Source organism: Paraburkholderia sp. SECH2, from assembly GCF_030464795.1.
Classification (GTDB): domain Bacteria; phylum Pseudomonadota; class Gammaproteobacteria; order Burkholderiales; family Burkholderiaceae; genus Paraburkholderia; species Paraburkholderia aspalathi.
On record NZ_JALPRH010000006.1, the window covers coordinates 1 to 23,262 of the forward strand.

Annotated in this window: 41 protein-coding genes and 1 tRNA gene; 22 read left to right on the forward strand and 20 right to left on the reverse strand. The window is 60.1% G+C overall.

Translation table 11 applies throughout. The annotated features are described in order from the left end of the window. Positions 1-103 precede the first annotated feature (103 nt). Complete coding sequence (locus M0D66_RS12870) at positions 104-1,303, reverse strand: MFS transporter (RefSeq protein ID WP_266210790.1); 1,200 nt, start codon at positions 1,301-1,303, stop codon at positions 104-106. Between the two features lie 180 nt (positions 1,304-1,483). Between M0D66_RS12870 and M0D66_RS12875 the strand changes: the two genes are divergently transcribed. Beyond that, on the forward strand, positions 1,484-1,969 hold the full coding sequence (locus M0D66_RS12875) for a DUF2569 domain-containing protein (protein ID WP_266210791.1): 486 nt from the start codon (positions 1,484-1,486) through the stop codon (positions 1,967-1,969). An 18-nt stretch (positions 1,970-1,987) separates the two neighbouring features. Here the strand turns inward: M0D66_RS12875 and M0D66_RS12880 are convergent, their stop codons facing one another. The 6 genes from M0D66_RS12880 to M0D66_RS12905 all read right to left on the reverse strand — a co-directional run bounded on the left by M0D66_RS12880 (position 1,988) and on the right by M0D66_RS12905 (position 7,874). Further along, positions 1,988-2,815 carry a phosphodiesterase gene (locus M0D66_RS12880; RefSeq protein ID WP_211709022.1) on the reverse strand — a complete coding sequence of 276 codons (828 nt, stop codon included), beginning with the start codon at positions 2,813-2,815 and terminating at the stop codon, positions 1,988-1,990. Positions 2,816-2,861: 46 nt separating this feature from the next. Next, entirely contained in the window at positions 2,862-3,908 is a 1,047-nt protein-coding gene (locus M0D66_RS12885) for an ABC transporter ATP-binding protein (protein WP_266210792.1), read from the reverse strand. Beyond that, the gene (locus M0D66_RS12890) at positions 3,905-4,819 is read right to left on the reverse strand and encodes an ABC transporter permease (protein WP_200651134.1); all 915 of its coding nucleotides are present in this window, start codon (positions 4,817-4,819) and stop codon (positions 3,905-3,907) included. Before M0D66_RS12890 ends, M0D66_RS12885 begins: the two co-directional genes overlap by 4 nt. Before the next feature lie 32 nt (positions 4,820-4,851). After that, positions 4,852-5,676 carry an ABC transporter permease gene (locus M0D66_RS12895; RefSeq protein ID WP_266210793.1) on the reverse strand — a complete coding sequence of 275 codons (825 nt, stop codon included), beginning with the start codon at positions 5,674-5,676 and terminating at the stop codon, positions 4,852-4,854. Further along, complete coding sequence (locus tag M0D66_RS12900; protein WP_266210794.1) at positions 5,673-6,752, reverse strand: ABC transporter substrate-binding protein; 1,080 nt, start codon at positions 6,750-6,752, stop codon at positions 5,673-5,675. The genes M0D66_RS12895 and M0D66_RS12900 overlap by 4 nt, the downstream gene beginning before the upstream one ends. A gap of 81 nt (positions 6,753-6,833) precedes the next feature. Then, the gene (locus M0D66_RS12905; RefSeq protein ID WP_266210795.1) at positions 6,834-7,874 is read right to left on the reverse strand and encodes a LacI family DNA-binding transcriptional regulator; all 1,041 of its coding nucleotides are present in this window, start codon (positions 7,872-7,874) and stop codon (positions 6,834-6,836) included. Positions 7,875-8,056: 182 nt separating this feature from the next. Here M0D66_RS12905 and M0D66_RS12910 point away from each other — a divergent pair. Both M0D66_RS12910 and M0D66_RS12915 read left to right on the forward strand, forming a co-directional pair. Beyond that, positions 8,057-8,141 (forward strand) — tRNA-Leu (locus M0D66_RS12910). A 153-nt stretch (positions 8,142-8,294) separates the two neighbouring features. Beyond that, positions 8,295-9,344 (forward strand): tyrosine-type recombinase/integrase, encoded by a 1,050-nt coding sequence (locus tag M0D66_RS12915; RefSeq protein WP_266210796.1) that lies wholly within the window; start codon positions 8,295-8,297, stop codon positions 9,342-9,344. Here the strand turns inward: M0D66_RS12915 and M0D66_RS12920 are convergent. The 13 genes from M0D66_RS12920 to M0D66_RS12980 form a co-directional block, all read right to left on the reverse strand. After that, positions 9,341-9,592: a DNA-binding protein gene (locus tag M0D66_RS12920; RefSeq protein WP_266210797.1), complete on the reverse strand. Its 252-nt coding sequence runs from the start codon at positions 9,590-9,592 to the stop codon at positions 9,341-9,343. The genes M0D66_RS12915 and M0D66_RS12920 overlap by 4 nt on opposite strands. Then, positions 9,589-9,990: a class I SAM-dependent methyltransferase gene (locus M0D66_RS12925; RefSeq protein WP_266210798.1), complete on the reverse strand. Its 402-nt coding sequence runs from the start codon at positions 9,988-9,990 to the stop codon at positions 9,589-9,591. The genes M0D66_RS12920 and M0D66_RS12925 overlap by 4 nt, the downstream gene beginning before the upstream one ends. A 95-nt stretch (positions 9,991-10,085) precedes the next feature. Next, on the reverse strand, positions 10,086-10,631 hold the full coding sequence (locus M0D66_RS12930) for a hypothetical protein (RefSeq protein ID WP_266210799.1): 546 nt from the start codon (positions 10,629-10,631) through the stop codon (positions 10,086-10,088). Next, on the reverse strand, positions 10,628-11,647 hold the full coding sequence (locus M0D66_RS12935) for an RNA-directed DNA polymerase (protein WP_266210933.1): 1,020 nt from the start codon (positions 11,645-11,647) through the stop codon (positions 10,628-10,630). Before M0D66_RS12935 ends, M0D66_RS12930 begins: the two co-directional genes overlap by 4 nt. A 319-nt stretch (positions 11,648-11,966) precedes the next feature. After that, positions 11,967-12,338 (reverse strand): four helix bundle protein, encoded by a 372-nt coding sequence (locus M0D66_RS12940; RefSeq protein WP_266210800.1) that lies wholly within the window; start codon positions 12,336-12,338, stop codon positions 11,967-11,969. Between the two features lie 17 nt (positions 12,339-12,355). Beyond that, the gene (locus M0D66_RS12945) at positions 12,356-12,814 is read right to left on the reverse strand and encodes a DUF1566 domain-containing protein (protein WP_266210801.1); all 459 of its coding nucleotides are present in this window, start codon (positions 12,812-12,814) and stop codon (positions 12,356-12,358) included. Positions 12,815-12,843: 29 nt separating this feature from the next. Continuing rightward, positions 12,844-13,209 (reverse strand): DUF1566 domain-containing protein, encoded by a 366-nt coding sequence (locus M0D66_RS12950; RefSeq protein WP_266210802.1) that lies wholly within the window; start codon positions 13,207-13,209, stop codon positions 12,844-12,846. Between the two features lie 36 nt (positions 13,210-13,245). Next, the gene (locus M0D66_RS12955; RefSeq protein WP_266210803.1) at positions 13,246-13,605 is read right to left on the reverse strand and encodes a DUF1566 domain-containing protein; all 360 of its coding nucleotides are present in this window, start codon (positions 13,603-13,605) and stop codon (positions 13,246-13,248) included. Between the two features lie 560 nt (positions 13,606-14,165). Next, positions 14,166-14,294: a hypothetical protein gene (locus M0D66_RS12960; protein ID WP_266210804.1), complete on the reverse strand. Its 129-nt coding sequence runs from the start codon at positions 14,292-14,294 to the stop codon at positions 14,166-14,168. Next, complete coding sequence (locus M0D66_RS12965) at positions 14,294-14,443, reverse strand: hypothetical protein (protein WP_266210805.1); 150 nt, start codon at positions 14,441-14,443, stop codon at positions 14,294-14,296. Before M0D66_RS12965 ends, M0D66_RS12960 begins: the two co-directional genes overlap by 1 nt. A 2-nt stretch (positions 14,444-14,445) precedes the next feature. Further along, positions 14,446-14,709: a hypothetical protein gene (locus tag M0D66_RS12970; protein WP_266210806.1), complete on the reverse strand. Its 264-nt coding sequence runs from the start codon at positions 14,707-14,709 to the stop codon at positions 14,446-14,448. Between the two features lies 1 nt (position 14,710). Continuing rightward, a complete protein-coding gene (locus M0D66_RS12975; protein WP_266210807.1) occupies positions 14,711-14,851 on the reverse strand; it encodes a hypothetical protein in 141 nt (46 codons plus the stop codon). A gap of 343 nt (positions 14,852-15,194) precedes the next feature. Then, on the reverse strand, positions 15,195-15,674 hold the full coding sequence (locus M0D66_RS12980; protein ID WP_266210808.1) for a helix-turn-helix domain-containing protein: 480 nt from the start codon (positions 15,672-15,674) through the stop codon (positions 15,195-15,197). A gap of 69 nt (positions 15,675-15,743) precedes the next feature. On the opposite strand from M0D66_RS12980, the gene M0D66_RS12985 reads away from it, so the two are divergent. From M0D66_RS12985 to M0D66_RS13075, 19 genes are all read left to right on the forward strand, one after another. Continuing rightward, positions 15,744-16,019, forward strand: coding sequence for a hypothetical protein (locus tag M0D66_RS12985; protein WP_266210809.1), 276 nt, complete (start codon positions 15,744-15,746; stop codon positions 16,017-16,019). Between the two features lie 50 nt (positions 16,020-16,069). Then, positions 16,070-16,294: a hypothetical protein gene (locus M0D66_RS12990; RefSeq protein WP_266210810.1), complete on the forward strand. Its 225-nt coding sequence runs from the start codon at positions 16,070-16,072 to the stop codon at positions 16,292-16,294. Further along, positions 16,291-16,503, forward strand: a complete 213-nt coding sequence (locus tag M0D66_RS12995; protein WP_266210811.1) for a hypothetical protein — start codon at positions 16,291-16,293, stop codon at positions 16,501-16,503. The genes M0D66_RS12990 and M0D66_RS12995 overlap by 4 nt, the downstream gene beginning before the upstream one ends. Before the next feature lie 3 nt (positions 16,504-16,506). Beyond that, on the forward strand, positions 16,507-16,737 hold the full coding sequence (locus tag M0D66_RS13000) for a hypothetical protein (protein WP_266210812.1): 231 nt from the start codon (positions 16,507-16,509) through the stop codon (positions 16,735-16,737). Continuing rightward, on the forward strand, positions 16,734-16,859 hold the full coding sequence (locus tag M0D66_RS13005) for a hypothetical protein (protein ID WP_266210813.1): 126 nt from the start codon (positions 16,734-16,736) through the stop codon (positions 16,857-16,859). The genes M0D66_RS13000 and M0D66_RS13005 overlap by 4 nt, the downstream gene beginning before the upstream one ends. Continuing rightward, positions 16,856-17,119, forward strand: a complete 264-nt coding sequence (locus M0D66_RS13010; protein ID WP_266210814.1) for a winged helix-turn-helix domain-containing protein — start codon at positions 16,856-16,858, stop codon at positions 17,117-17,119. Before M0D66_RS13005 ends, M0D66_RS13010 begins: the two co-directional genes overlap by 4 nt. Positions 17,120-17,283: 164 nt before the next feature. After that, positions 17,284-17,547 carry a helix-turn-helix domain-containing protein gene (locus M0D66_RS13015; protein ID WP_266210815.1) on the forward strand — a complete coding sequence of 88 codons (264 nt, stop codon included), beginning with the start codon at positions 17,284-17,286 and terminating at the stop codon, positions 17,545-17,547. After that, entirely contained in the window at positions 17,544-18,500 is a 957-nt protein-coding gene (locus M0D66_RS13020; RefSeq protein ID WP_266210816.1) for a helix-turn-helix domain-containing protein, read from the forward strand. Before M0D66_RS13015 ends, M0D66_RS13020 begins: the two co-directional genes overlap by 4 nt. 2 nt (positions 18,501-18,502) lie before the next feature. After that, positions 18,503-18,940 (forward strand): DUF1064 domain-containing protein, encoded by a 438-nt coding sequence (locus tag M0D66_RS13025; protein WP_266210817.1) that lies wholly within the window; start codon positions 18,503-18,505, stop codon positions 18,938-18,940. Position 18,941: 1 nt separating this feature from the next. Further along, on the forward strand, positions 18,942-19,328 hold the full coding sequence (locus tag M0D66_RS13030; RefSeq protein ID WP_266210818.1) for a hypothetical protein: 387 nt from the start codon (positions 18,942-18,944) through the stop codon (positions 19,326-19,328). Positions 19,329-19,353: 25 nt separating this feature from the next. Beyond that, positions 19,354-19,647 carry a hypothetical protein gene (locus M0D66_RS13035; RefSeq protein WP_266210819.1) on the forward strand — a complete coding sequence of 98 codons (294 nt, stop codon included), beginning with the start codon at positions 19,354-19,356 and terminating at the stop codon, positions 19,645-19,647. Next, positions 19,644-19,943 carry a hypothetical protein gene (locus tag M0D66_RS13040; protein WP_266210820.1) on the forward strand — a complete coding sequence of 100 codons (300 nt, stop codon included), beginning with the start codon at positions 19,644-19,646 and terminating at the stop codon, positions 19,941-19,943. Before M0D66_RS13035 ends, M0D66_RS13040 begins: the two co-directional genes overlap by 4 nt. Beyond that, positions 19,940-20,338 carry a hypothetical protein gene (locus M0D66_RS13045; RefSeq protein ID WP_266210821.1) on the forward strand — a complete coding sequence of 133 codons (399 nt, stop codon included), beginning with the start codon at positions 19,940-19,942 and terminating at the stop codon, positions 20,336-20,338. Before M0D66_RS13040 ends, M0D66_RS13045 begins: the two co-directional genes overlap by 4 nt. Then, a complete protein-coding gene (locus tag M0D66_RS13050; RefSeq protein ID WP_266210822.1) occupies positions 20,335-20,547 on the forward strand; it encodes a hypothetical protein in 213 nt (70 codons plus the stop codon). Before M0D66_RS13045 ends, M0D66_RS13050 begins: the two co-directional genes overlap by 4 nt. Positions 20,548-20,549: 2 nt before the next feature. After that, on the forward strand, positions 20,550-20,726 hold the full coding sequence (locus M0D66_RS13055; protein ID WP_266210823.1) for a hypothetical protein: 177 nt from the start codon (positions 20,550-20,552) through the stop codon (positions 20,724-20,726). Positions 20,727-20,760: 34 nt separating this feature from the next. Continuing rightward, on the forward strand, positions 20,761-21,264 hold the full coding sequence (locus M0D66_RS13060; RefSeq protein WP_266210824.1) for a terminase small subunit: 504 nt from the start codon (positions 20,761-20,763) through the stop codon (positions 21,262-21,264). 2 nt (positions 21,265-21,266) lie between these two features. Beyond that, positions 21,267-21,521 carry a hypothetical protein gene (locus M0D66_RS13065; RefSeq protein WP_266210825.1) on the forward strand — a complete coding sequence of 85 codons (255 nt, stop codon included), beginning with the start codon at positions 21,267-21,269 and terminating at the stop codon, positions 21,519-21,521. Beyond that, on the forward strand, positions 21,521-21,766 hold the full coding sequence (locus M0D66_RS13070) for a hypothetical protein (RefSeq protein WP_266210826.1): 246 nt from the start codon (positions 21,521-21,523) through the stop codon (positions 21,764-21,766). The genes M0D66_RS13065 and M0D66_RS13070 overlap by 1 nt, the downstream gene beginning before the upstream one ends. A gap of 2 nt (positions 21,767-21,768) precedes the next feature. Next, complete coding sequence (locus tag M0D66_RS13075; protein ID WP_266210827.1) at positions 21,769-23,262, forward strand: phage terminase large subunit; 1,494 nt, start codon at positions 21,769-21,771, stop codon at positions 23,260-23,262.

The following is a 23,262-nucleotide window of genomic DNA, read 5'->3' on the forward strand; positions in this document are numbered from 1 at the left end:
GTGCCGCCCCGCACAGGGGCAACGCTAATAGACCACTAACAAATCAAGGAAAGGCACCAAAGCCAGAACACAGACAAAAAGCGCCGCGCAGGCAAAAAAAACCTTAACCCTGAACCCCGGCTGGAAGCCTCAAATGATTCCAAGCCGCCAGCCCGGCAAAAACCATCCCCGCAACACTAACCCCGACCCACCCAAAGGTCGGCCAAACCGCAGCGCCGACCCCCGACCCGACAGCACCGCCAATAAAATAAGCCACCATATAAACCGTATTCACGCGACTCCGCGCCTCAGGCTTCAACGCATAAATCCGCGATTGATTGGAAATCTGCGCAGCCTGCACACCAATATCAAGGACGATCACGCCAATTACCAACCCGGCAATACTCTTCGCCGACAAGGCAAAAACAACAAACGACACAGCCACCAGCGCGATCGACATCGTGATAATGGCTCGCGGTCCGCGTCGATCGGAAAACTTGCCGGCGAGCGGCGCGGCCATTGCCCCCGCCGCACCGACAATACCGAACAGGCCGGCCGCCTGCGGCCCGAGGTGAAACGGTGCGCCCGCCAGCAACAAGGCCAGCACCGACCAGAAGATGCTGAAAGCGGCGAACATCGCGGCACCCGTTAGCGAGGCCTCACGCAGCGCGCGATGCTCGACCACCAGATGCCACATCGAAACCAGCAACTTGCCGTAGGGGAGCGTCGACGTCGGCTTGCTCTTCGGCAAGCGCAAGATGATCACGACGGCCAGCACCAGCAGTGCGACTACCGAAGCGAAGAATACCGTGCGCCAGCCGAAATACTCGGCGATCAGGCCCGCCGCGGTCCGCGCCAGCAGAATGCCGAGCAGCAGGCCGCTCATCACCGTGCCGACGGCTTGTCCCCGCTGCGCTGGCGGCGCGAGTTCGGCGGCGAACGGCACAGCCTGTTGCGCGATGGTGGCGAGCACGCCGATGGCGAGGCTCGCCGTGATCAACACGGGCAAGTTCTGCGCCGCAGCCGCGATCACGAGCGTGACGCACATGCCGGCAGTCTGCAGCAGGATCAGGCGGCGCCGATCGAAGCGGTCGCCGAGCGGCGCCAGCAACAGCATCCCGGCTGCGTAGCCGAGCTGCGTCACGGCAGGCACCACGCCGACCCACGATGCGCTATTCGGAAACGACTGGCGGAAATTGTCTAGCAGCGGCTGGTTGTAATAGATGTTTGCGACTGCCACACCGGCAATCGTCGCGAGCAGAAGCAGCAAGCCGCGCAACGACCGGTCGGCGGAAGCGGGAGTGGAGGCGTCGGATGTGGACATGAGAGGGGGCGATCGATGGACCGGCCCATGCGCGGTCCTCAAGCGTGCCGATCATACCGGAGCAGGGAGGATCGTGCTGACGGCCCAACATGCGCTCCCTCGCAGACAAAATGAGATGGTCGTTCGGTTTTCGTTCGTAGAATCGGCGCGCGCAACGCGATCCATTACGTGACCGATCTCATGAACACACCCTCGATACTCGAACCTCGACGCATCAGCGGCTGGCTGCTCCTCGCCTTGATCTCCCTCGCTGCATGGGCGCTTTCAACCGCATTCGCCTTGCGCGATCCGCTCAAGCTGATGCTCGAATGGGAGCTGCTGGCGGTATTCGTGCGCCCTGAAATGCACGGCTGGTATCGCACCGTGATCGCGATGGTGGGCTGCGACGTGATCATCGGGATGTTCATCGTCACCGGCGCAGGCTGGCTCGCGCTGCTCGTGCGGCGCAAATCGGCGCGTTTTCCGTTGCAGGTGCAGGCGTGGCTGTTGGCCATCCTCGTCATGCGAACCATCGCCTACCTGCTCGGCGATCACATGACCCATGCCATTGGCATTGCCATCGCCATTCCGTTCGACGGCTTCATTCAGGCCGTCGTCGCTGCCGCGCTCGGGATACCGTATTTCAGGCTGTCCCGGCGCGTCCGGCAAACTTTTGTTGCGGTCTGAACCGGTGAGGCGAAACCCTCAATCGATCAACTCGCCTTCAGGTTCGTAAAAAGGATACGGACCATCGGCTTTATCAACATACGCATGGTGCGTGACGATGCCCGTCGCCGGATCGTAGCGATGCAGCGCATACGCAGGCGGCTCCATCACGAATGCAGAGGGCGCATCTTCGCGTAGATCGAGCCCGACCTGATGCGCGGGCGCCGGCACCGCGGACGCAATCGTGCCGCCAAAACGCACGAACATCGGCCGATGCACATGGCCGCAGATCACCCGCTCCACGTTCGGATAACGCGCGATCAACGCGGCAAGCTTGTCGGCGGCAGCGGGATCGAGCCGCAATTCATCCATATGCCCGATTCCGCAGATGAACGGTGGATGATGCAACGCGACCACCGTCGGCTTGCCTTGTGCCGCATCGAGTTGCGTCTCGAGCCAGTCGAGACGTGCGTCGCATAGATTGCCGGCGCTTTCGCCCGGCACCATCGAATCGAGCGCTATTACGCGCAGCGGTCCGACATCGACCGCGTAGTGCACGAACTCGCCACCACTACGCAATTCGGCGCGATCGGGAAACGCCGCGCGCAATGCAGCACGTTCGTCGTGATTGCCCACCATCAGGAAGTAGGGGATCTCGAGCGGCGCGAGCAGCGTCTTGAGGTGTTCGTATTGTTCCGGATCGCCCTGATCGACGAGGTCGCCGGTCATGATTACGGCGGCCGGACGCGGCTCCAGTGCATTGAGCGCGGCGACAGTGCGCGCGAGATAGGCGCCGGTATCGACGCGGCGGTAAGCCAGCGCGCCGGGCCGTTTGATATGGAGGTCGCTAATTTGAGCCAGCAGCATGGGGATGTCCTTCTTTATGGCGCGCTAGAAACGCAGCGCTGTGTCATTACGATAGCGCAATCAGCGCGTCCTGCGCGATTGAAATCCCGACCGGCGTGCCGCGCGCGAGTTCGACGCGGCCCGCGACATCGATCAGTAGCGCGTCCGGTGCGGCGCCACCGATCGTCAAACGGGTGCGCTCGCCGAGAAACGCCGTGCTTTCGATGTTGCCGCGCAATTGGGCGGTGGCCGGGTCGGCGAGATACGCGTCTTCGGGGCGGAAGAAAAATTCGTGTGCCGTGCTAGCGTGCCCGGCGCTTGGCGGCAGCGGTACAGCGCCGCCGGTTGTCGCCAACAGACCATCACGCCGTTCACCAGCCAGCCGGTTGATCGTGCCGACGAACTGCGCGACCGTGCGGTTCGCCGGACGATAGTAGATGTCGCGCGGCGAGCCGATCTGCTCGATGCGCCCGGCGCTCATCACGACGATGCGGTCGCCGAGCTCCATCGCTTCGGCCTGATCGTGAGTCACGTAGACGGTCGTGATGCCCAGCTCGCGCAGCAACGTATTCATCTCGCTGCGCAAGGTGTCGCGCAAACGCGCGTCGAGCGCTGTGAGCGGTTCATCGAGCAGCAGCACACGGGGTTGCACGGCGAGTGCGCGCGCCAATGCCACGCGCTGGCGCTGGCCGCCGGAGAGCTGATCGATGGGTTTGTCCGCGTGCGCGGTGAGACGCATCATCGCGAGCAATTCGTCGACGCGTTGCCGTGCGGTTTCAGCCGGCACGCGTTTGATCTTCAGGCCGTAGCCGATGTTGCCGCGCACGGTCAGGTTCGGAAACAGCGCGTAGCTCTGGAACACCATGCCGACCTGGCGTTTTTCGATCGGCAGGGCGGTGACGTCTTCGTCGCCGAACGCGATGCTGCCGCCGGCGTCAGGTGTCTCGAGGCCCGCGATCATGCGCAGCGTCGTGGTCTTGCCGCAACCAGACGGGCCGAGCAGCACCAGCGTCTCACCGGCGCCGATGTGCAGATCGAGCGGTTCGAGCACACGCGTGCCGCGAAACGTTTTCGCGCACTGTGTGAGCGTGATGGGAACGGAGTCGAGTTTCATGGCGTGGACGTCGGTATAGGCTTGGAACGGGAGGCAGTGTTGCGCTGTTTGCCCGCGCTGCGCTGGCCGGTCGCATCGACGCCGAGCCATTGCATCGCGACGAGCAGCGGCATCGTCATGATGAAAAACAGAATCGTGTAGGCGCTGCCGATTTCGATGCGTAACGACGCATAGGTGTCGGCGAGACCGACCGGCAGCGTTTTGGTATCGGGCGTATGCAGCATCCACGTGAGATTGAATTCGCCGATCGAGAGCGTAAGCACCGCCAACGCACCGGCGACGATCCCCGGTCGCGCATTCGGCAAGACGATCGTGACGAAGCGTTGAAAGAAGCTCGCGCCGAGGCTCGCCGCGCCTTCTTCGAGTGTGCGCAGATCGCTGCTCGCGCACACGGCCGCAACCGCGCGCACCATGAACGGCAGCGTGAACACCACGTGTCCGACGACGATAAACGCGACGCTCATGCGAAACATCGTGAAGCCGCCGTAGACCACCAGCAGCGCTAGCGCGGAAGCGAGACCGGGCAGGGCGATCGGCAGCACCAGAAATTCTTCGATGATGCGTGAGAGCCGTGTCTTGCTGCGCGCTAGTACGTAGCCGGCGGGCACGCCGGTCAGCAGTGTGATCAGCAAGGTCATCGCCGCCACTTCGAGCGAGAGAAATACCGAACTGTGATACTGCGTCCATACTTCGCCGAGCCAGCGCAGCGTGAGTCCGCTCGATACACCTTTGAAGTAGTTGACTGTGAGGCCGGCCATGATCGACATCACGACCGGCACGATCAGAAAGGCGCATAGCAACAGCGTAACGAACCACTGTCCGGCTGCGAGCCACGTGCGTGATGTGAGCAACCGGCGGCGCCGCGCGCGCGGTTTTGCGGGCTGCTTGATTGGAGCACTGATGGAGTTCATCGAAGTTTTGTCATCGGGTTTGGACACGCCACTCATGCGCTTGCCGCGACAGCCGAACCGCTCACGCTGCGAGCGAACGCCAGCACGGCCCATGTGACGATGCCGAGCACGATCGAGAGGCCCGCCGCCGTCACCATGTTCGCGTTCAGCGTGAACTCGGTGTAGATGGTCATCGGCAATACGTCGATGTCGGTGGCCAGGGTGAAGGCGGTGCCGAAGGCGCCCATTGCGGTCGCGAAACATACCGCGCCGGCTGCGATCAAGCCCGGCGACAACGCGGGCAACACGATATCGCGCGTAATACGCCATGGCGATGCGCCGAGCGAACGCGCGGCTTCTTCGAGCGAGGCATCGAGCTTGGTCGCCGATGCCATCACGGTGACGATCACGCGGGGAATCGAGAAGTACAGATAGCCGAGAAAGAGCCCGCTCATCGAGTAAGCGAACACCCAGCGATCGCCGGTGAGTTTCAGCGATAACGCACCGATCAAACCTTGACGTCCCGCCAGCATAATCACCATGAAGCCGACCACGACGCCTGGGAATGCCAATGGAAACGTCAGCAGCGCGAGCAGCGTGCGCTTGAGCGGAAACTCACGGCGCGCCAGCAGCAAACCGGCGATCACGGAAAGCACAAGCGTCGTCGCCGTGACCGCTGCGGACAACATGACCGTAGCGCCGAGGCTCGACATGTAGCGCGGATTCGTCAGCATCGCGCGATAGGTCGTGAATGCGTGGCCGTCGCCGCTGATCTGTGCGAGCGCGCCCATCGGCAGCAGCCAGAACGCGATGAAAACCGCCAGCGCCGGCGCGATCAAAGCGATGCGCCAGCGCAGCGGGAACGTGACGTCGTTCAATGCATCACCTGTAGATAACGCTCGCCGAAGCTCGACTGCTTCTCGGCCATTTTGCCGAAGTCGACCGGTTTGGCGCGGGCATAGTCGCTTGCGGGCAGGAATTTGGCGGCGGTTTCCGGGCTCATTGCGTTTGCGCGCACCGGACGCAGATAGGCGTCGGCCCACAGTTTCTGGCCTTCGTCAGACAGCACGAAATCGAGCACCTTCTTGCCGTTCGCTTCATGCGGCGCGCCCTTCACGAGACTCATCACGTACGGTACCGAGATCGTGCCTTCCTTCGGAATCACGAATTCGACGTTGGCGTGATCCTTATACTTCGCGCGGTAGGCGTCGAAGTCGTAGTCGAGCAGGATCGGGATTTCGCCGGACATCACGCGCGCATAGGCGGTCTGCTTCGGCACGATCGGCGCGTTGGCCTTCAGCTTGCGGAACCAGTCGAGGCCTGGCTCGAAGTTATCGAGCGTGCCGCCGAGCGCCTGATTTACCGCGACTGCGCCCGCATAGCCGACAAACGCGCTCGACGGATCGAGGTAACCGATCATGCCTTTGTACTCAGGCTTCAGAAGGTCGGCCCACGAACGCGGGACCGGTTTGCCTTCCAGCGCGTCCTTGTTGACAAAAAAGCCCAGTGTGCCCGAGTGGATCGTGAACCAGTAGCCTTGCGGGTCCTTCATGTTGGTTGGAATGTCGTCCCAGTGCGCCGGCTTGTACGGCTGGATGACGCCTTTGTCTTTCGCCTGGAACGCCGACGAAACGCCGAGATAGACCACGTCCGCAACCGGGCTCTTCTGCTCGGCCATCAGTTGCGCAATCGATTGACCGGAGTTCTTGTTGTCGAACGGCACGCGGATGCCGGTCTTTTGCTGGATCGCCTTGATCTGGCTCGCCCAGTCGGCCCATTCGGGCGGGCAGTTGTAGCAGATCGCGGTTTCATCGGCATGGGCCGCTTGCGGTGCAAGGGCGGCGAGCGCGGCGGTGACGATCATGCCTGCCGACAGCGCGGTGGCCGTAGTGCGGGCGAGACGGCGCCAGAGCGGGTTGATCGAAGAAGCGAAACGTGTTGAAGAGCGGATCACTGCGGGTCTCCTGGAGAGGAAGAGAGCGGGTGGTTCGGGGTTCGAATTGGATGTTTATGCAAGCGACTATGCGAACGGCCTCTAGGTCGCAGCGGATGTTTCTGTGCGGTTCGAAATCGCCGCGATGGTGGCGCCTTCGCGCAAGCTGTGCGGCAAGGTCAGCTTGGGCGACGTTTCCTCATGCGTTTCGTCGGTGCCGGTTACGCGAGCTAGCAAACGCCGCCAGGCGGCGCAGCCGATCTCGCGATTTGGCGCGCAGACGCTTGCCAGCGGTGGCGACAGCAATTCGCCCATGGCGAGTCCGTCGAAGCCGAGAATCGACATGTCGTGCGGAATCTGCAGACGCGCGCGGCGCAGGCCGCGCATCACGACCATGGCGAGCAGATCGTTGCTGCAGAAGAGGGCGGTCGGGCGGTTCGGGCCGTTGGTCAGATGCGCGAGCACGGACGGCGCGAGTTCGTCCGCGTTGAAATCGACTTCGAGCGCGGGCGCAGGGGTGAGGCCGGCCTGCTGCATCGCTTGCGCGTAGCCGAGATGCCGCTGGCGCGCGCGGTCCGAAGCGGCGAGCGTGCCTGCCAGCATCAGGATGCGGCGATGGCCGTGCGCGATCAGCATGCGTACGCCATCGAACGCGGCGAGGCGGTTGTCGACCGAGACGGACGGACGCCGCACGGTGTCGTTATGCATCAGCACGTAGAGCAGACCGGAGCGGTCTAGGTCGTCGAGCAGCGGATGCGTGTCGGCATCGGCGACGGTCAGGATCAGGCCTTCCACGCGATGTTCGCGCAGCGTTTCGATGGCGTGGCGTTCGCGGTCGGCATCGTACTGGGTGGTCATCAGCATGAGCCGGTAGCCTTGCGCCGCGGCGAGTTCGTCGATGCCTTGCAGGCATTCGGCGAACACCGGGTTGGCGAGCGTCGGCAGGATCACGCCGATCAGGCGCGTGCGCTCGCCGCGCAGCTGCCGGCCGAGCGGGCTGGGGCGGAAGTTAAGGGCGTCGATGGATTGACGCACCTTGTCGAGCGTGACCGGGTTCACAGTATGCGGCGCGTTGATCGCGCGCGAGACCGTGGCGATGGAGAAGCCCGCGTGGGCGGCGACGTCTTTGATCGTTGGGATCATGATTTCCGCGCGTGATGTAAACGTTTTCGTCAGCGGATTATCGGGAACGTTTGTGACTTGCGGATGACTCCAATTTTTATGCCTGGCGGGCGAGGGTGGGGATGGGGCGCGGCTGGATTGCGCCGGTTTGGTGTGCCCGCCGGGCAATGGTAGAATTCGCGTCCAGCGTGGTTCTGACCCCTGCCGGGGTGATGAAATTGGTAAACATAGCGGACTTAAAATCCGCCGCTTCACGGCTTGCCGGTTCGAGTCCGGTCCCCGGCACCAGAGGCATTAAGCGCGCTTCAACTCTGTATGTGTATCTCTGTGGAATCAATGGCTTAGAAGTAGCGTATTGCTGTTTCCCCGCACATCTTCCCATACCGAAAGATGTAAAATGTTAGCAAAACTCCCCATTTGCTACCCACGGGACTCCCCACGATGGCATCCATCACCCCCCACAAAGACGGCTTTCGAGCACAGGTTTATGTGCCGGGAAAGAGCGGCTCTAAACCACTGCGCGACTCTAAAGTCTTTCGCGTCAAGCGAGACGCAAACACGTGGGGAGCTCGCCGCGAGGCAGAGTTAATGGCACAGCGAGATACGCCGCCGGCGGATCTGCACACTCTGGCTGAAGCGTTCGCCACCTACGCCGATCGCGTCTCGACGAAAAAGGAAGGGGCGAAGTGGGAGCAGAACCGTCTCAAGTCGTTCGTGAAAAACTTTCCGGAGTACGCAGAGCGCCCACTTTCTCGGGCCGATACGCCGATGTGGGCAGAGTGGCGAGACAGACGCCTAACTGGCTACACGGACCCGGAAGGAAAGAAGAAACGCCCGATCTCGAGCGGGTCAGTGCTGCGCGAGATCAATCTCTATCGCAACGTATTTACGATCGCACGCAAAGAGTGGAAGTGGATCGATGGGAGCCCGTTTCCTGACATGGGCATGCCGGAAGATGGGGCGCCGCGTGACCGGCGGCCGGACCCATGGAAGGAGATCCGGCCTATCGTTCGTTGGCTGGGCTATCGGACGGGCGAGGCGCCCAAAACGAAAAGCGCCGAGGTTGCGCTCGCCTGGATGGTTGCGCTGCGCAGCGGGATGCGCGCGAAGGAACTGCGCGGCCTTGGCAAAAAGACGTTGAATATGAAAACCGGCGTTGCCAAGGTTGCGCACAAGATGCAATACCTCACAAAGCGCCCGCGGGAAATCCCTCTTCCGCGAGACGCAATGCGATTGCTGGCGCCGGTTGCGCACCTTGAACAATGCTTTTCGGTGTCGGCTGAATCCATGTCAACACTGTTTCGCAAGGCAAAGACGGCGCTGCTAATCGGTGATCTAACGTTTCACGACAGCCGCGGCGAAGCGCTTACCAGGCTGTCGCGAAAATACGACGTGCTCACGCTTTCACGGATATCGGGTATCAAGGATTTGAAACTACTGCAAGAGCATTACTACCGCGAGACAGCCGAGCAGATCGCCAAGCGCCTTTAAACTGCCTCGAGCGCCGCATCAACCTGCTCAATCGGAATCAGGCCGCATTTGTTGAGCTTGAACTGACCGGCCTTGACCATCTTGCTTATCGTGTACCGACTCAGGCCGAGCATTTCGCCGGCCTGGATCATCGTCACATGCGGGGGACGCGGGTGCCGCTCCGCATAAAGCCGTACCGCGCGGATCGCGACTTGAATGTCGGTGTTCATCACTGCTCCTGCGTCGAGCTTGTTAGTGGGGGCGGTCATGGCGCTGAGGACTCCGTTTTCATGAAGCAGATCCAGTGTGTGTCGGCACGCTTGCCCGACTTGTGACCGAACAGCGGCGTACGCTCGGTCAGCGCCAAAATCTCGCCCACCTTGATCTGCGTCTCGTTCCATTTGAAGATCAGCACGCCATGCGGTTCAAGCACCCGGAAACACTCTGCAAAGCCTTTACGAATGTCCTCACGCCAGTCGGTGCCGAGCTTTCCATATTTCGCCGCGAGCCAGCTTCGCGGGCCGGCGCGCACTAGGTGCGGCGGGTCGAACACAACCAGCTTGAACGAGGCGGGCGCATACGGAAGATCTCGGAAGTCCATGAGAATGTCCGGCGCGATATTAAGCATGCGCGTGCCATCCTGATCGTGTGAGCGGTCCGTGACCACGATGGATTAAGACCGCACGTCACCGAACACCGCGTTCGGATGGCTGCGATCAAACCAGAACATGCGGCCACCGCAGCACGGGTCGAGAATCGTTTTCACGATCCCACCTCCTGATCCCCGGTAGATGAAGCGGCAAGCCGGATGATTTCCACGACCATTTCGACGCAATCGACCGGAAGGCATATTCCGTGCGCCTCGCAAATCGAGACCACGCGATCGTAATCCACCGGTACCAGAACCGGCTCTGCCTCCGTTTCGGGACTGGCGAACAGCGCTACTGGCTTGTAGTTGCACACCTCGTCGAATTCATGGTTAGGGAATTCGTCCCATGCAATGCATGCCTCGCAGTCGTTATCGCCATAGTCGTGGTCAGGATGCGCGCCGCACGGTTGCGGCTTCTTTTGAACATCGCACTGCTCGACGGTGTGCGTAACGACGCCCGAAAAAATCTGTTCGACTTCTTCGCTCCAGCCCTCGTCGCACCACGCTGCGATGGCCTCTTTCATTGCCGCATCGCGCGCGGACTCGGTACCGAAGAAACGCGATCCGTCGCCCGACGGGTCGGTATAGAAAAATCGGTTCTGCGAGCTCGGAAAAAGAGAACTGGCCTTGGTCGGCACTGCATCTGTATTAGTGGTCATTCCTTCCCTCGATAGGTTTTGGTCAGCGCATGATTAACCGCGTGTCCGCGGCGGCGCGCGGCATTCCCGAGCTGCGCCCGGTCGTGATGGCTGCTCGACGCCTGACCGACTAGGCCGAAATAGCTGTTCGACACGGCGAGGAAATCGGCCGAAGCGACGCTGCTGATGCGTCTGATAGCCTCGCTGACGGTGCGGCGGCGCGTTGATCGGGACCATGGCTTGATAACCTGCCCAACGAAGTCCACGCCGCGTGCGATTGGCTGCAGGATCGTCTTGCTGGGATTGAGACGCACCCCGAGGCGCTCGGGCAGGAAAGCGCCGACGTCGGCTAGCGCCGCATTCAGCCAGTCTGGTGATTCGTGCAGGAACAGGAAGTCATCGACGTATCGGATGTAATGCCGCGCGCCGAGGTGATGCTTCGCGCGCTGATCCAGTACGTCGAGATAGACGTTGGCGAAAAACTGCGACGACAGGTTACCGATCGGCAAGCCACGGTTCGCCGTCTGCTCCATCAGACGTTTATGCGGCGGGACGCGCGCCAGCAGATCCCGGTCTCCGCGGAATTCGAAGTCCGTCCGCGGATCGTGCATCAGCACGAGTTTGGTCAGCGCCGCCCAGAAGGGCTCGCATATCTGCGCAAGCAGCAGCTCGAGCAGGACATGCTTGTCGATGCTGACGAAGAAATTCGCGAGATCACACTTCAGGTAATAGGCCGGCCGCGACCAGTTCTGCGTGATTGAGCGGATCTTTGCTTCGAGGCGCACTGCGGCGTACAGCGTGCCGCGGCCCTTGATGCAGGCGCACGAATCGGCAATGAATGAGCGCTCGAAGCGTGGTCCGATCCGGTTGTATAGCAGGTGATGCACTATGCGATCACGGAAGTCCGACGCCCACACCTCCCGTGGCTTCGGCCGCGTGATCACAAAGCAGATCGAGCGGCCAGGCGCGTAACTGCCGTCAGCCAGTTCGTCATACAGGTTTCGGAGGTTGCGTTCCAGATTCGCTTCGAAGGTCAGCGCGCTGGCGCTGTTGCGCTTCGTCCGCCGGCAATCGAAATAGGCTTCTACGAGTTCGGTGAAGGTGAAATCAGCGGGTGCGTTCCAATCTGCGGACGGCTCGGGCGCGGAGCTTGTTGTTCGTGTGGTTGTTGTTCTGGTTACCGTTGTTGAAGTTCTGATACCAGGCCCAACCGCATTGTTCGTGCTATCTACGTCGCCGGGCCGATTGCTCAGCCAGGAAACTGCGCTGGACCGTTCCGCACGCTGGCGGTCGGTATCCGTGATGCGCATGGCGGTGGCCTCGTGAGCCAGCGGCACGACCAGATTGAAAGTTCGCTCAGTCATGACGGCCTTGACCTCCATGAAGCGGGCGATTCGCGGACCGCCACCCATTTGCCTGCTTCCCGATGCTGGTCGTGAGTTCGATAGTGTTGGCATAACCTTCTGTGGAAAGAAGTCGCTTATCTCTCGCGAGCCGAACCAGCAACTCGATCACCTGCAGGCGCTCGATCAATTCAGTAAGGTGCGGCGACTTGTCCTGCGCGACATTGGCGCGGAAGACCAGAACCATGATTTCGATGCACTCGGCGTTGATCTTCTCGCCGATAGACCGTTTGAAATCACGCTGCATGTTCTTGACCAGATCCGTGACCACGTCGAGCAAGTCGTACGCGACCTTGTAGATGGGAAGTTTCGTGTGGATGGCCATGCTGATTAATAGCTAAATTACTGAAGAACTAATCTGCGGACGGCTCGGGCGCGGAGCTCGGTGAGCGTGTGGTGGCAGCCCTGGGTACCGTCGCCGAAGTACTGAGACCAGGCCCAACCGCTGTTGGTCTCATGCTGCTGACCTGACCAGTAATACGCCGACTGGAATTCACCCTTCAGGTTTGCGAACAGCAGCGATTGCTCGCGCCGAGTCGGCAGGACGCAGCCGTGCTCCGCTGCCCATTTACCGGCGCTTTCCCAGTTGACTTCTTCGACCTCACCGGGCAGCAGGATCAGGTGGTAGTCGGCCTCGCCGTTCTCGCCGAGAATCAACCCGGCATAGCGTTCACCGGGCGCGAGCTCGATGGCGTGAGCTTCGATGTGGTAGACGGTAGTCGCGGCCTGTCTTTCGAAGGCTGCGATCATTTCGCCAACCTTCGTGTGCTCGGCCTTGATGGCCTCAAGCGTAATCGTCATTGCGAACGCTCCAATAAATTGCTGAATGGTTAAATGGGCAATCTGCGGACGGCTCGGGCGCGGAGCATGGTGCCCGTGTGGTAGCTGAGCTGGAAACCGCCGTCGAAGCCCTGATACCAGGCCCAACCGCTGTAACCGGGATCAGTGTCCGGCGTGTTGGACCAGTAAGCATCTCGCTCGAACTGGTCGCGGAAGTTCGCGAAGAGCATGGCCTGCTCGATCCGGTTGGGCAGATCGCCGCCGATGCTCTTTGCCCACTCCAACTGCTTTTTGAAAGTCGCGTCGTCGCTGTCGCCCGGCAGCAGAATCACGTGGTAGACGTCGCCGGTCTTGTCACCGATCGCACCGATGTAAAGTTCGCCTTCGGCGAGCGGGGGAAGCTGCAGCTGCTGCATGCCGGCTCTCCTGGGTAAAGAAAATTGGTAAATGGATTAATTTTTAAATCTGCGGACGGCTCGGGCGCGGCGCTTGGTGTCCGTGTGGTCGTAGTACTGGAGACCGTTGCCGAAGTACAGATACCAGGCCCAACCGGGATCGTCAGCGTCTTCCTCGTTTGACCAGTGAGCGGCCTTCTGGAAAAGCTCACGATGCTTTGCGAAGGCGATGGCCAGCTCGGGCCGCGTCGGCAACTCACCGCCGATGCTTTTCGCCCATTCGATCTGGGTCTGCCACGCCGCGCGCTCACTGTCGCCGGGCAGGAGGACGGTGTGCTCGACGTCACCATTCGCATCGACCAATCCGCAGAGATAGATCTCGCCTTCGGCGAGGGGAGGAATCTGAAGTTGTTGCATTGCGTTTCCTTGTAGTCAACCAAAGTCATTTGCGGCGCGGGACTTGGCATCGATTGAGACAGGCTGCGCCGAACCTGCCTCGCGGGCAGCACGCACCTTGGCGCCCAGCTCGAGCGCGCGGCGCACCGCAGGGTTCGTGATTGCTTCGACTGCTGAACCACTGCAGCGCTGCAAACGAAACTCCCGGGCAACCATCGCGTCAGTAACTGAGATAGGTGAACGCATGCCTCTACCTGTTAAAAATCCACGCCAGCAGAACACCTGCAGCGATTGCGCCAAAGAAAGCGATCACGAGCAGTTCGCCAGCGTCCACGTCATTTCCAAAAAAAGGCCGCACGTACAGGCCGGCATCAAAACCGCTCCGGACCAATGGAGCGGCGGGGGTTACTCGTAGAAGCGCGGATAAGGCGCGTCAGATTCGTGCTCACCGAAGACAATGTCGTGCTGCTTCGCCGCGCGGACCAAGCCGCCAAGGATCAGCCCAGCACACATGCCGGCCATGAACGCGCAGAGGACTACTAAGGACGAGTGAAGGAGATTCATGGTGAGCCTTTACGGGATCAGGTACTGCGCATCGACGCACGAACGTGTTCGGTCTGGGCATCATCCCATTTCTGGGCGAGCCCCAACACCAGCACGATCGCAACAAAAGCCGCGCATAGGCGCAGCAGAAACTTTAGATCTCGCATCACAGCGCCCCGGCGCGCAGCGCAGCGCACAAATACCAGACACCGCCGATGGCGACGCCGGCCGCGAAGCATGCGCAGATTTTCGCGAACAAGCCGAGTCCGACGTAGGTCGCCGCCAGCAGGTCGTTGTGGGGATAGTGGTGGCTCACGGTCACTTCCCGGCGAACGACGCGAATTCAGGCTTTTGAAACTGCTTCATTTCCGCCTGCGGCCACGGCTGGTAATCATCGACCAGTGAGTAACGGCCGCCCTTGCCGCCAGCCGCCGCCGCAGATGCGGCTGGCGAACCAACTGAAGACTGGCCGCCGATCGCGCCATTACCAAGGCCACCGTGATGCCCGTGATTGGCAGAAGCGGTAGACGCGTAGGTGTGCGAGGCGACCAGCATGAGGATCGCGAGAAGAATCGGTCTCATGTCAGCACCACACGATCTGGTCATACCCAACCGAGCGCACAAAGTGCGCGTTCAGGTACTGGTCGAAATGCGCGGCGAACCGCAGGATGTAATTCGAGGCGCGGACCCTGTAAGTCCTGACGCCGTAGTCGCTGTAGAACATGACTCACCCCACCTCAGTTTGATAGACGGGAGAAGCGCTGAATGCAGTGGACTGGCTCAGTCCGCTTCGATCAGTGCTCTCGCCGGTTGACTGAAGCTTAGGCGTGGCTAACAAACAAGTCAAGCATAAATTAGTTGTACCTAAGTATGCGGGCGAAAAAAATCCCGCTCTCTCAGGCGGGATTTCTTGCTAGTGGCGCGGCCGTCGAATTGCCTGGGCGATCAGGAGAACGTATCTCGCGATCTCGGTGATCGTTTCTTCCGCATCGATCTGCACCGGTATCTCGCTGGGTTTCAGGGACTGTCTTTTGGTCTCTCGGTAGGTAGTCAGGTCAACGATGGCTTTATGGTTTGTGCTTCTTGTTTGCACGCTCTTTCCCCTCGGTGTGTGCGATGTGGGACGTCACGAGCGCTGCAGCTTCGGCCGCATCCGCATCCGCATCCCTTGGGGAATTCTGCGCCTGAGTAAGAGTGCCCGCAACCTGCAATGCGGCATATATATAACTGAACAATTTTCGGGCCGGATCGCCAAGGGCGTCTACACGTTCGATCCACGAAACGAGTCGGAACGCTTCGTTACTCAGAGGGGACTTGTCCTCTGTAATCGGAGCTTTGCCGTTAGGTGGGCCTAAGACGAGCCACCACGGATCGACGTCCAAAACCTCGCATATCTTGAGCATGTTTCCGGCTTCGAGCGTCTTTATGCCTCCTGATTCCCAGTTGGAGACAGTCGGCGCGGACACGCCGCAGAGGCGCGCGAGCTCTGCTGGCTTCATTCGCCTCGCCTCGCGAGCCTCGACAATACGGGAGTTCCAAGTGTTCATTAGTTTAGGCTAACAAAAAAAGGGTTATGTATGCCTTGCATTGAGTGTTAGGCATGGCTAAACTTAGGCATGGACAAGAACCGCGACCCCTTCGCAATCGCCGTAATCAAGGCACTCGACGGCACCGCCGCGACCGCCAGACTTTTCGGCATTGAACCGCCCTCAGTGAGCAACTGGAAGAAGACGGGCATTCCACCGGCACGCCTCATGTACCTCGAGGTTGCCAGACCCGAGGTGCTTGCTCAGGTTCGCGCGGAGTTGCGCAAGGAGAAGGAGATCCCGGCGGTTGCCGCCGCGGATGATGTTCAGCCTCCTGTGGGTTCGCCAGAAGATCCTAAAAAATAAGGCAGTCAGTTTCATTTTCGATTCCTTCAACTTTTACGAAAGGAGGTCCCATGCGCCGCCGATCCGAACGTCACAACGAAGTCAAGACTGGTCTGACAGACCGGGTATATGACGCCATGCAGCAGTACAAGGTCTTGCAGGGCATTGAGAGCGATTCCGCCGCGCTGGCTCGCATCGCCGAACTGATGCTGCTTGGCGTTGTAGGTAATTTGCCAGCGAATCTGCTTGATCGCATTGACGAAACGTCCCAATCCGGGACAAGGATGGCCGCATGACACGATGCAAGACCAGCTTCGAAATCCAGCTTCCTGGACCGGAGGCGGCTGATCTGGCATTGCAAGCAGCAAAAGAGGGCGTTTCAACGATCGACCTGATCGTTTATCTCGTGATCAGGAGTGCTTTCGGGTTGCTTCACCCGATGGTGACCGAATACGAAACGCGGCCGAAGCTGGGACAGGTTGGGCCAAAGCAGGACGCGGAGTAGCGAGTGATCGAGCAGATTGCAATTGGGCTATGCGGTGTAACGGCGGTGTTCCTGTCGCAGGATCCACGCAGCAGCCGGCGGCGTTGGTCGCCAGTGTTCGGGCTGGTCGCGCAGCCGTTCTGGTTCTACACGACGTGGAAGGCCGGGCAATGGGGCATCTTCGCGTTGTCTTTCTTCTACACCTTCTCCTGGGCGCGCGGCCTGATTGCGCACTGGGTACGGCAGCGCACATGAAAAGAGTTTTCTCGACGGTCGGAATCATCGTGACGGTGCTGGCGATTGCTGGCGCGTTGGGAATCGGCCACTTCCGCCTTTACTACGGACCGACTCCAATAGCTTGCGGAGGCGGCCAGTGAGTCTCCACCACGAAAACATCGCCTGGCGCTTCGAGATCCCGGGTCTGAAGAAGATCGTGCTGCTCGCGATCGCCCGCAACGCCCACCTGACCACGCAGGAGGGCTTCATCACACACCAGCGCCTGTCGCACGAATGCGGCGTCAGCGAGTCGGCGGTCCGCAAGTTCGTCACCGAGCTGGAGCAGGAAGGCTACTTCGTCCGCATGCGCGTGCCGGGCCGCGGCGTGCAGTACCGATTGACGCTGAAGGAACAGCCGTGAACAGCGCCAGCGACCTTATCCGCGATCAGGCCAAAGCGATCCGCGAGGAAGTCGACCGCCGACCCGTCGCGCCCAACGAGACACCGAGAGAAGCGCGTTGGCGGGCTGAGCGCGAAAGAGCGCAGCGAGACGTGAAGCAGAACCCGCACAAGGGGTATTGAGCTATGAGCGTGATTCTGGTTGATCTGGCGTTCGAGCAGAACGTCAAGACGTCTGCAAAGACCATTCTGGTTTATATGGCGTGGCGCGCCGACGAAACGGGCCGCTGCTGGCCTTCCATCAAGGAACTGCAGCGTGTGACGCGGATAACCTCGCAGGCCGTCTACACGGCGATTAACACGCTTGAGGCTGCAGGCCTGATTACGCGCGAGAACCGGACGCCGAACACGAACCTGTATCGGCTGCATCTGAGCGGGGCGGCTGAGTGAGCGTAGAAGCCATCACCTGGGCACTAGGACAGCGCGTAGGCCGTTCGACGGCCAAGTTCGTCCTCACCATCCTCGCCAACTGCGCGGACGGCAAGGAGTTCCTTTGCTTCCCGTCTGTGGCCTATATCGCCGAAGCGACCGATCAGGACCGTAAGACAGTGATCACCGCGATAGCGAAGCTCGTTGAGATGGGCTTCGTTGAGGACAGCGGAGAACGACGCGGTAGCACAGCGCAAATCATTGTTTACCGGCTTCTCGTTGGGAAAAACGGGACTGTTAAAGAGTCCCATAAACGGAACAGTTCCAAAAACGGAACAGTTCCAAAATCCCCGAGTAACAGTACCAAAAACGGCGGCAAACAGTCCCGAAAACGGATGGAAACAGTACCGAAAACGGGACACGGAACCGTCAGTAAACGTAAAGAACCGTCAGTAAGCAATTCCGCGCCTTCGTCGCGAGTTGCATTGCATCGAGAACTTCGTGATTTTGAACTTCCGGCGTGGCTCTCACGCGCCGCATGGATCGAGTGGTGCGAGCACCGCGAAGCAAAGGCTGCCGACGCGCCGTGGACGCGCGGGGCGGCGCGTGTGTCCGTGAAGAAGCTGGATCTGCTTCGCGTTCAGGGTCAAACACCCGAAACCACGATCGAGGAAGCGCTGATGCGCGGCTGGACGGGCCTGTTCCCGGTGAGGAAGATCGACCCGCTCGGCGACGCATTGAACCAGACCATTACGCCGAACTGGTGGAAGAGCGCGGTCGGGATCGATGACCGCAGCAAGCAGCTCGGTATCGGCCGTAAGGACAACGAAAACCCGGAACGCTTCAAGGCGCGCGTGTTCAAGGCGGCGGGACCGGGGGAATGGATGGAAGAGATGCTGCGTACGGTCGGGCGCGAAAGCGAAGAACGCTATGAGCAGCTGTACGCGTACTTCAATAACGTCAAGCAGGGGTGAGGATGAAAGGCCTTCGAATGACGCAGGAAGAGTACGACGCATGGGTATCGCGCGGCGTCGTTAAGAAGGCCGCGCCCGTCTTGCCAAAGTCGACTGAATCGGCTGCGCAGGCCATGCACCGATCGCTCGGCCGCATGGGCGGCGGGAAGATGAATAAGTCTGAAGCAGCTTATGCAGCGCACCTCGACGCGCTCAAGTCGGTAGGGCAGATCCTCTGGTATCGCTTTGAGGGCATGAAGTTCCGGCTTGCCGACAACACGTTTTATACGCCTGACTTCGCGGTGATCGTTGCAAGCGGCGCGCTCGAGCTGCACGAGTTCAAGGGTTTCATGGAAGAGGACGCGAACGTCAAGATCAAGACGGCCGCGACGCAGTACCCGTTTGTTTTCAGGCTCGTTCGCAAGGCGAAGGGCGGCGGTTTCGATATTAGGGGGGTGTGAGATGGGACGTAGACCCGAGACTAAAGGGGCGATTATCGCGCTCATGTCGGACGGCGTGGCGCGAACCTCGCTTGAGGTTGCCAATATCATCGACTGCGAAAAGAAATACGTGCGCGCGGTGTTTGCTGATCTGGTGGCAGATGGCGGCGCACATATTCCGGAATACCGCGGTGCGAATCACGAGATGGTCTACAGACTTGGCGAAGGGAAGAATGCCAAGAAACCGGTCAACAGAACCCCCGAGTATCTACTGGCACGAAAGCGCGTGAAGGATTCGTTGAAACGTACCGGGAAAAGGCAACTATCTGAGCGTGAGCTCGACCGGCTATACCGCGCACGGATGCCTGGTGGCCGCGCGCTGATCCTGTTGTGGTCGGTGCGATGGTAGCCATGGTTCGCACTGGGCAGTCGGCGTGAAGCACAAGCCGAACAAGCGCGAGAGCACTCACATGGGCCGGATCGCCGCGATGCCGTGCATCTGCTGTACGTTGCTTGGCCGCAAGCAGGAGAGCAGGACGTCGGTCCATCACGTGCGTGTTGGTCACGGTGGTGCGCAGCGCGCGGGCGACTTCTGCACCGTGCCGCTGTGTCTTGACGATTGTCATCAGGGAAAAAACGGCGTTCACGGAGACCAGACGTACCTGCACATCCTGAAAATGACGCAGATCGATCTGCTGAACGCCACGCTTGAGCGGTTGTACGGATGAGGCTGCTCGTTCGCATGGTGTTGCCAATCAGCCTGGCAAGCGGCCGCGGGAATTCGTATGAGACGTTCGAGTGCGTGGTTCAGCGGGTGCACAAGCCGGTCCACTGGAATGGCCGCACGGCGTTCGTGCACGTCGACGTTGATTTGCCTGACCAGTTTAGCGCCATTGCACCGCCGGCGCTCCGTAATCGCGACGGCACCTACCAACTCGAGGCGGTGATCGCGTTTAATGCGAAATCGCTGGGGGCGTTTCTCGCGAGCGATGCCGCTGTGCTTGATCTGAGGGATCCGAAATGAAGATTGATGACCTGATTGGCGCCGAGCTTGATTACTGGGTAGCGCGCGCCGAGGGTTTCACGGCGGAGCTGCGTGGCCTGTATGGGCAGCACTATTGCCGCATCGACGTGCAACAGGTTGGCTTCCAGATTTATGCGCCGACCGAGAACTCGCAGCTGGCGGCGGATCTGGCCTTTCGCCGTAATTACACGCTGTACCCGCATCCGTGCCTCGACGATATGGGCACCCAGAAGACCTACTGGCTCGCCGAAGCGCAGATGAACAAGCGCTTCCACGGCATGTTCCGTGATCTGCAGCCACGCGTGGCGATCTGCCGCCTGCGCGTGGCTGAAGCTATTGCCGAGCGTGCGTTGGATGCGAAAGATTTTGTTGGTGTTATTGGGGAAAAACCATGAGCAAGGTAACAGACTGGATTCCATGCACGACACCGCCGGTCCGCAGAGGCCCGTACGACGTTCAGCGCCGCAACATGGATGGCAGCGTCAAGGATGAGATCCGGGCCGTCTGGAGGCCCGGCAAGCAGCGGTTCGAACACAGAAAGGGTTGGCCGATCGGCGTCATCGACACGCAGGACTATTGGCGCGGTCTCGCGCGTCCGGCGTGATCATGATCGAAGAACTGCAATCCTTCACGAGCAAGGGCGTGCGCAAGAACAGGAAAGGGCCACGCAAGCTGAATGCTAATGAGATTAACGAGGTATGGGAACAGGTTCAGGCCAAGCACAGAGCGGGTTTGGGCTGGAAAGTGCCTGAGCCGATTGCGCAGGCCTTAGCATTGAAGTAGTGTAAAAGCTAAGTTCTCCTGCGTTATGGCTAAGATGGCTACTAAACTCACACCCAAACAGGCTAAGTTCAAGCTTGAGTACCTGAAGGATCACAACGGTACGCAAGCTGCGATCCGCGCCGGATATGGCTCTGCTGGCGCCAGCGTGGCCGCGTCCCGGCTGCTAAAGGACCCTAGGATATCCAGTGCCATCGACGAGAAGGTCGCGAAAACGATGCATTCGCTCGAGGTGACAGTCGAGCGCGTGATCGCCGAGCGTGCACGGGTGGCGTTCTTCGATCCTCGCAAGCTGTTCGCATCCAACGGTCAGCCAATTCCGATTGGTGAGCTTGACGATGACACCGCTGCTGGGATCGGGGGAATCGAAGTCCTCGAGGAATATGAAGGAAGCGGCCAGGATCGTGTGTTCGTTGGGTACACGAAGAAATACAAGGTGTGGGACAAGAACGCCGCGCTGAACGGCCTGGACCGTTACTTAGGCATTGGCAAGGAAGACAACACGTCTGGCGTGTTGAACATCGTATTGAACCTGGGGTAGCCGTGAAAATAAGCCACATCGCGATCGAGCGCTCGCTCCTGGACGTTGGTGCGTGGAAGTTCGAGCTTGAGATCAACCAGTGCCGCTTCGAAGGTCACTTCGACGATTTCGGTGGATTCATCACCATGATCACCGAGGCCGCGAAGTTCTTTAGCGTCCGCGCAGGCCTGCTTCGCGTGACGGACGCGCGCTTTACGCGTGAGGTTGCACCCGGCCGCATGGGTGACGAGATGATCCTGCCGGGCGACAAACACTGATGTCGAACCTTCGCGAATTGCCCCTGACCGGTTTCGCGCCGTCAAATGCCGACATCGCGAAGCATCTTCGCGAACAGGCTGACTGGATGGACGAAGAGGGTGCCCCTGCGATCGTGAATGTGTTTCTGGTGATCGAATACGCTGATGGGCAGATCCGCCGGCAAACGTGTGGCAAGCCTTGCGATCTGGCGCGCGCGTTGGGTATCTTGCAGATGTCGATCATTCGTTCGACCGCCGGCGTATAGCCATGGTAGTCAAGCAACGCAGCGATTTGATCGAAGAAAAGAAGATCGTCTATACGCCTGCAGGCCCTGTGTGCAAGGCGTTCATCAAGTCAGACGCGTTCGTGTGCGGCATCAAAGGCCCGATCGGATCAGGTAAATCTGTTGGCTGCGTGATGAAGCTGATCCGCAACCTGCAGAAACAGAAACGCCAGAAGGATGGCTGGATACGCCGCCGCACGGCGATCATCCGCAACACCTACCCCGAACTCAAGACCACGACAATCAAGACGTGGCACCAGTGGATTCCCGCGTCGACGGGCAAATACGTCGACGATGGTCCGCCGACGCACCATGTCATCGATGAGGTCAACAAGGTCGACTGGGAGGTGATCTTCGTTGCTCTGGACCGCCCGAAAGACGTCAAGAAGCTCCTGTCGATGGAGCTGAGCGACGCGTGGATCAATGAAGCAAAGGAGATGTCAAAGGCGATCCTGGACGGCCTGACGGGTCGCGTGGGTCGCTTTCCGCGTGTTGAGGATGGTGGTTGCACCGATCCGCAGATCATCATGGACACGAACCCGCCTGACACCGATCACTGGTGGTACAGGCTAGCCGAAGACCCCAGCCCTGAGGACGTTGAAGCCACGCACGAACTGGAATCGACATTGCGCGAGATGGGTGCGCTGCGCCGCGACCAGTCGCTGTTCGAGTGGTACAACCAGCTAGGCGGTGAAGATCCGGGCGCCGAGAACATCAAGAATCTTCCGCCGGGCTATTACCAGAAGGCCAAGGCTAACAAGTCGGTCGAGTGGATCAACGTCTATGTGAACGGCTGCTACGGCTACGTGCTGGATGGCAAGCCGATCTACAGTGACTATCGCGACAACGTGCACTGTCGTGACTTTGAGGCGAACAAGCGCTTTGCGCTGGACATTGGAATGGACTTCGGGCTAACGCCGGCAGCTGTGTTTGCGCAGCAGATGCCGAACGGGCAGTGGCGCAAGCACAGCGAGCTGGTGACTGAAGATATGGGCATCGTGCGCTTCGCCGAGTTGTTCAAAAATCATCTGGCGCAGGTGTACCCGGGGTATAAGATCCGTTCGATCACAGGTGATCCAAGCGGTGACGCGCGCGGCGATGACGAGAGGACCACGTTCGACATCCTGAAAGCCGCCGGGATCATCGCGAACCCGGCAAAGACCAACGATCCGATCCTGCGCATCGAGGCTGTTTCGGTCCCAATGCGCCGCCTGATCGACGGTGAACCTGGGATGCTTGTGCATACACAATGCAAGACATTGCGCAAGGGTTACGCAGGCGGGTACAATTACAAGCGAATTCAGGTGGCCGGGATGGAGCGTTACCGGGATGTGCCGGACAAGAACATGTTCAGCCACGTGTGTGACGCCGACCAGTACATCATGATCGGTGCGGGTGAGGGAAGGCAGATTGTGCGGCGCGAGCCGAATGCAAACCGTCCGAACTTTGCGGTTTCTGATTATCAGGTTGACCTTTAG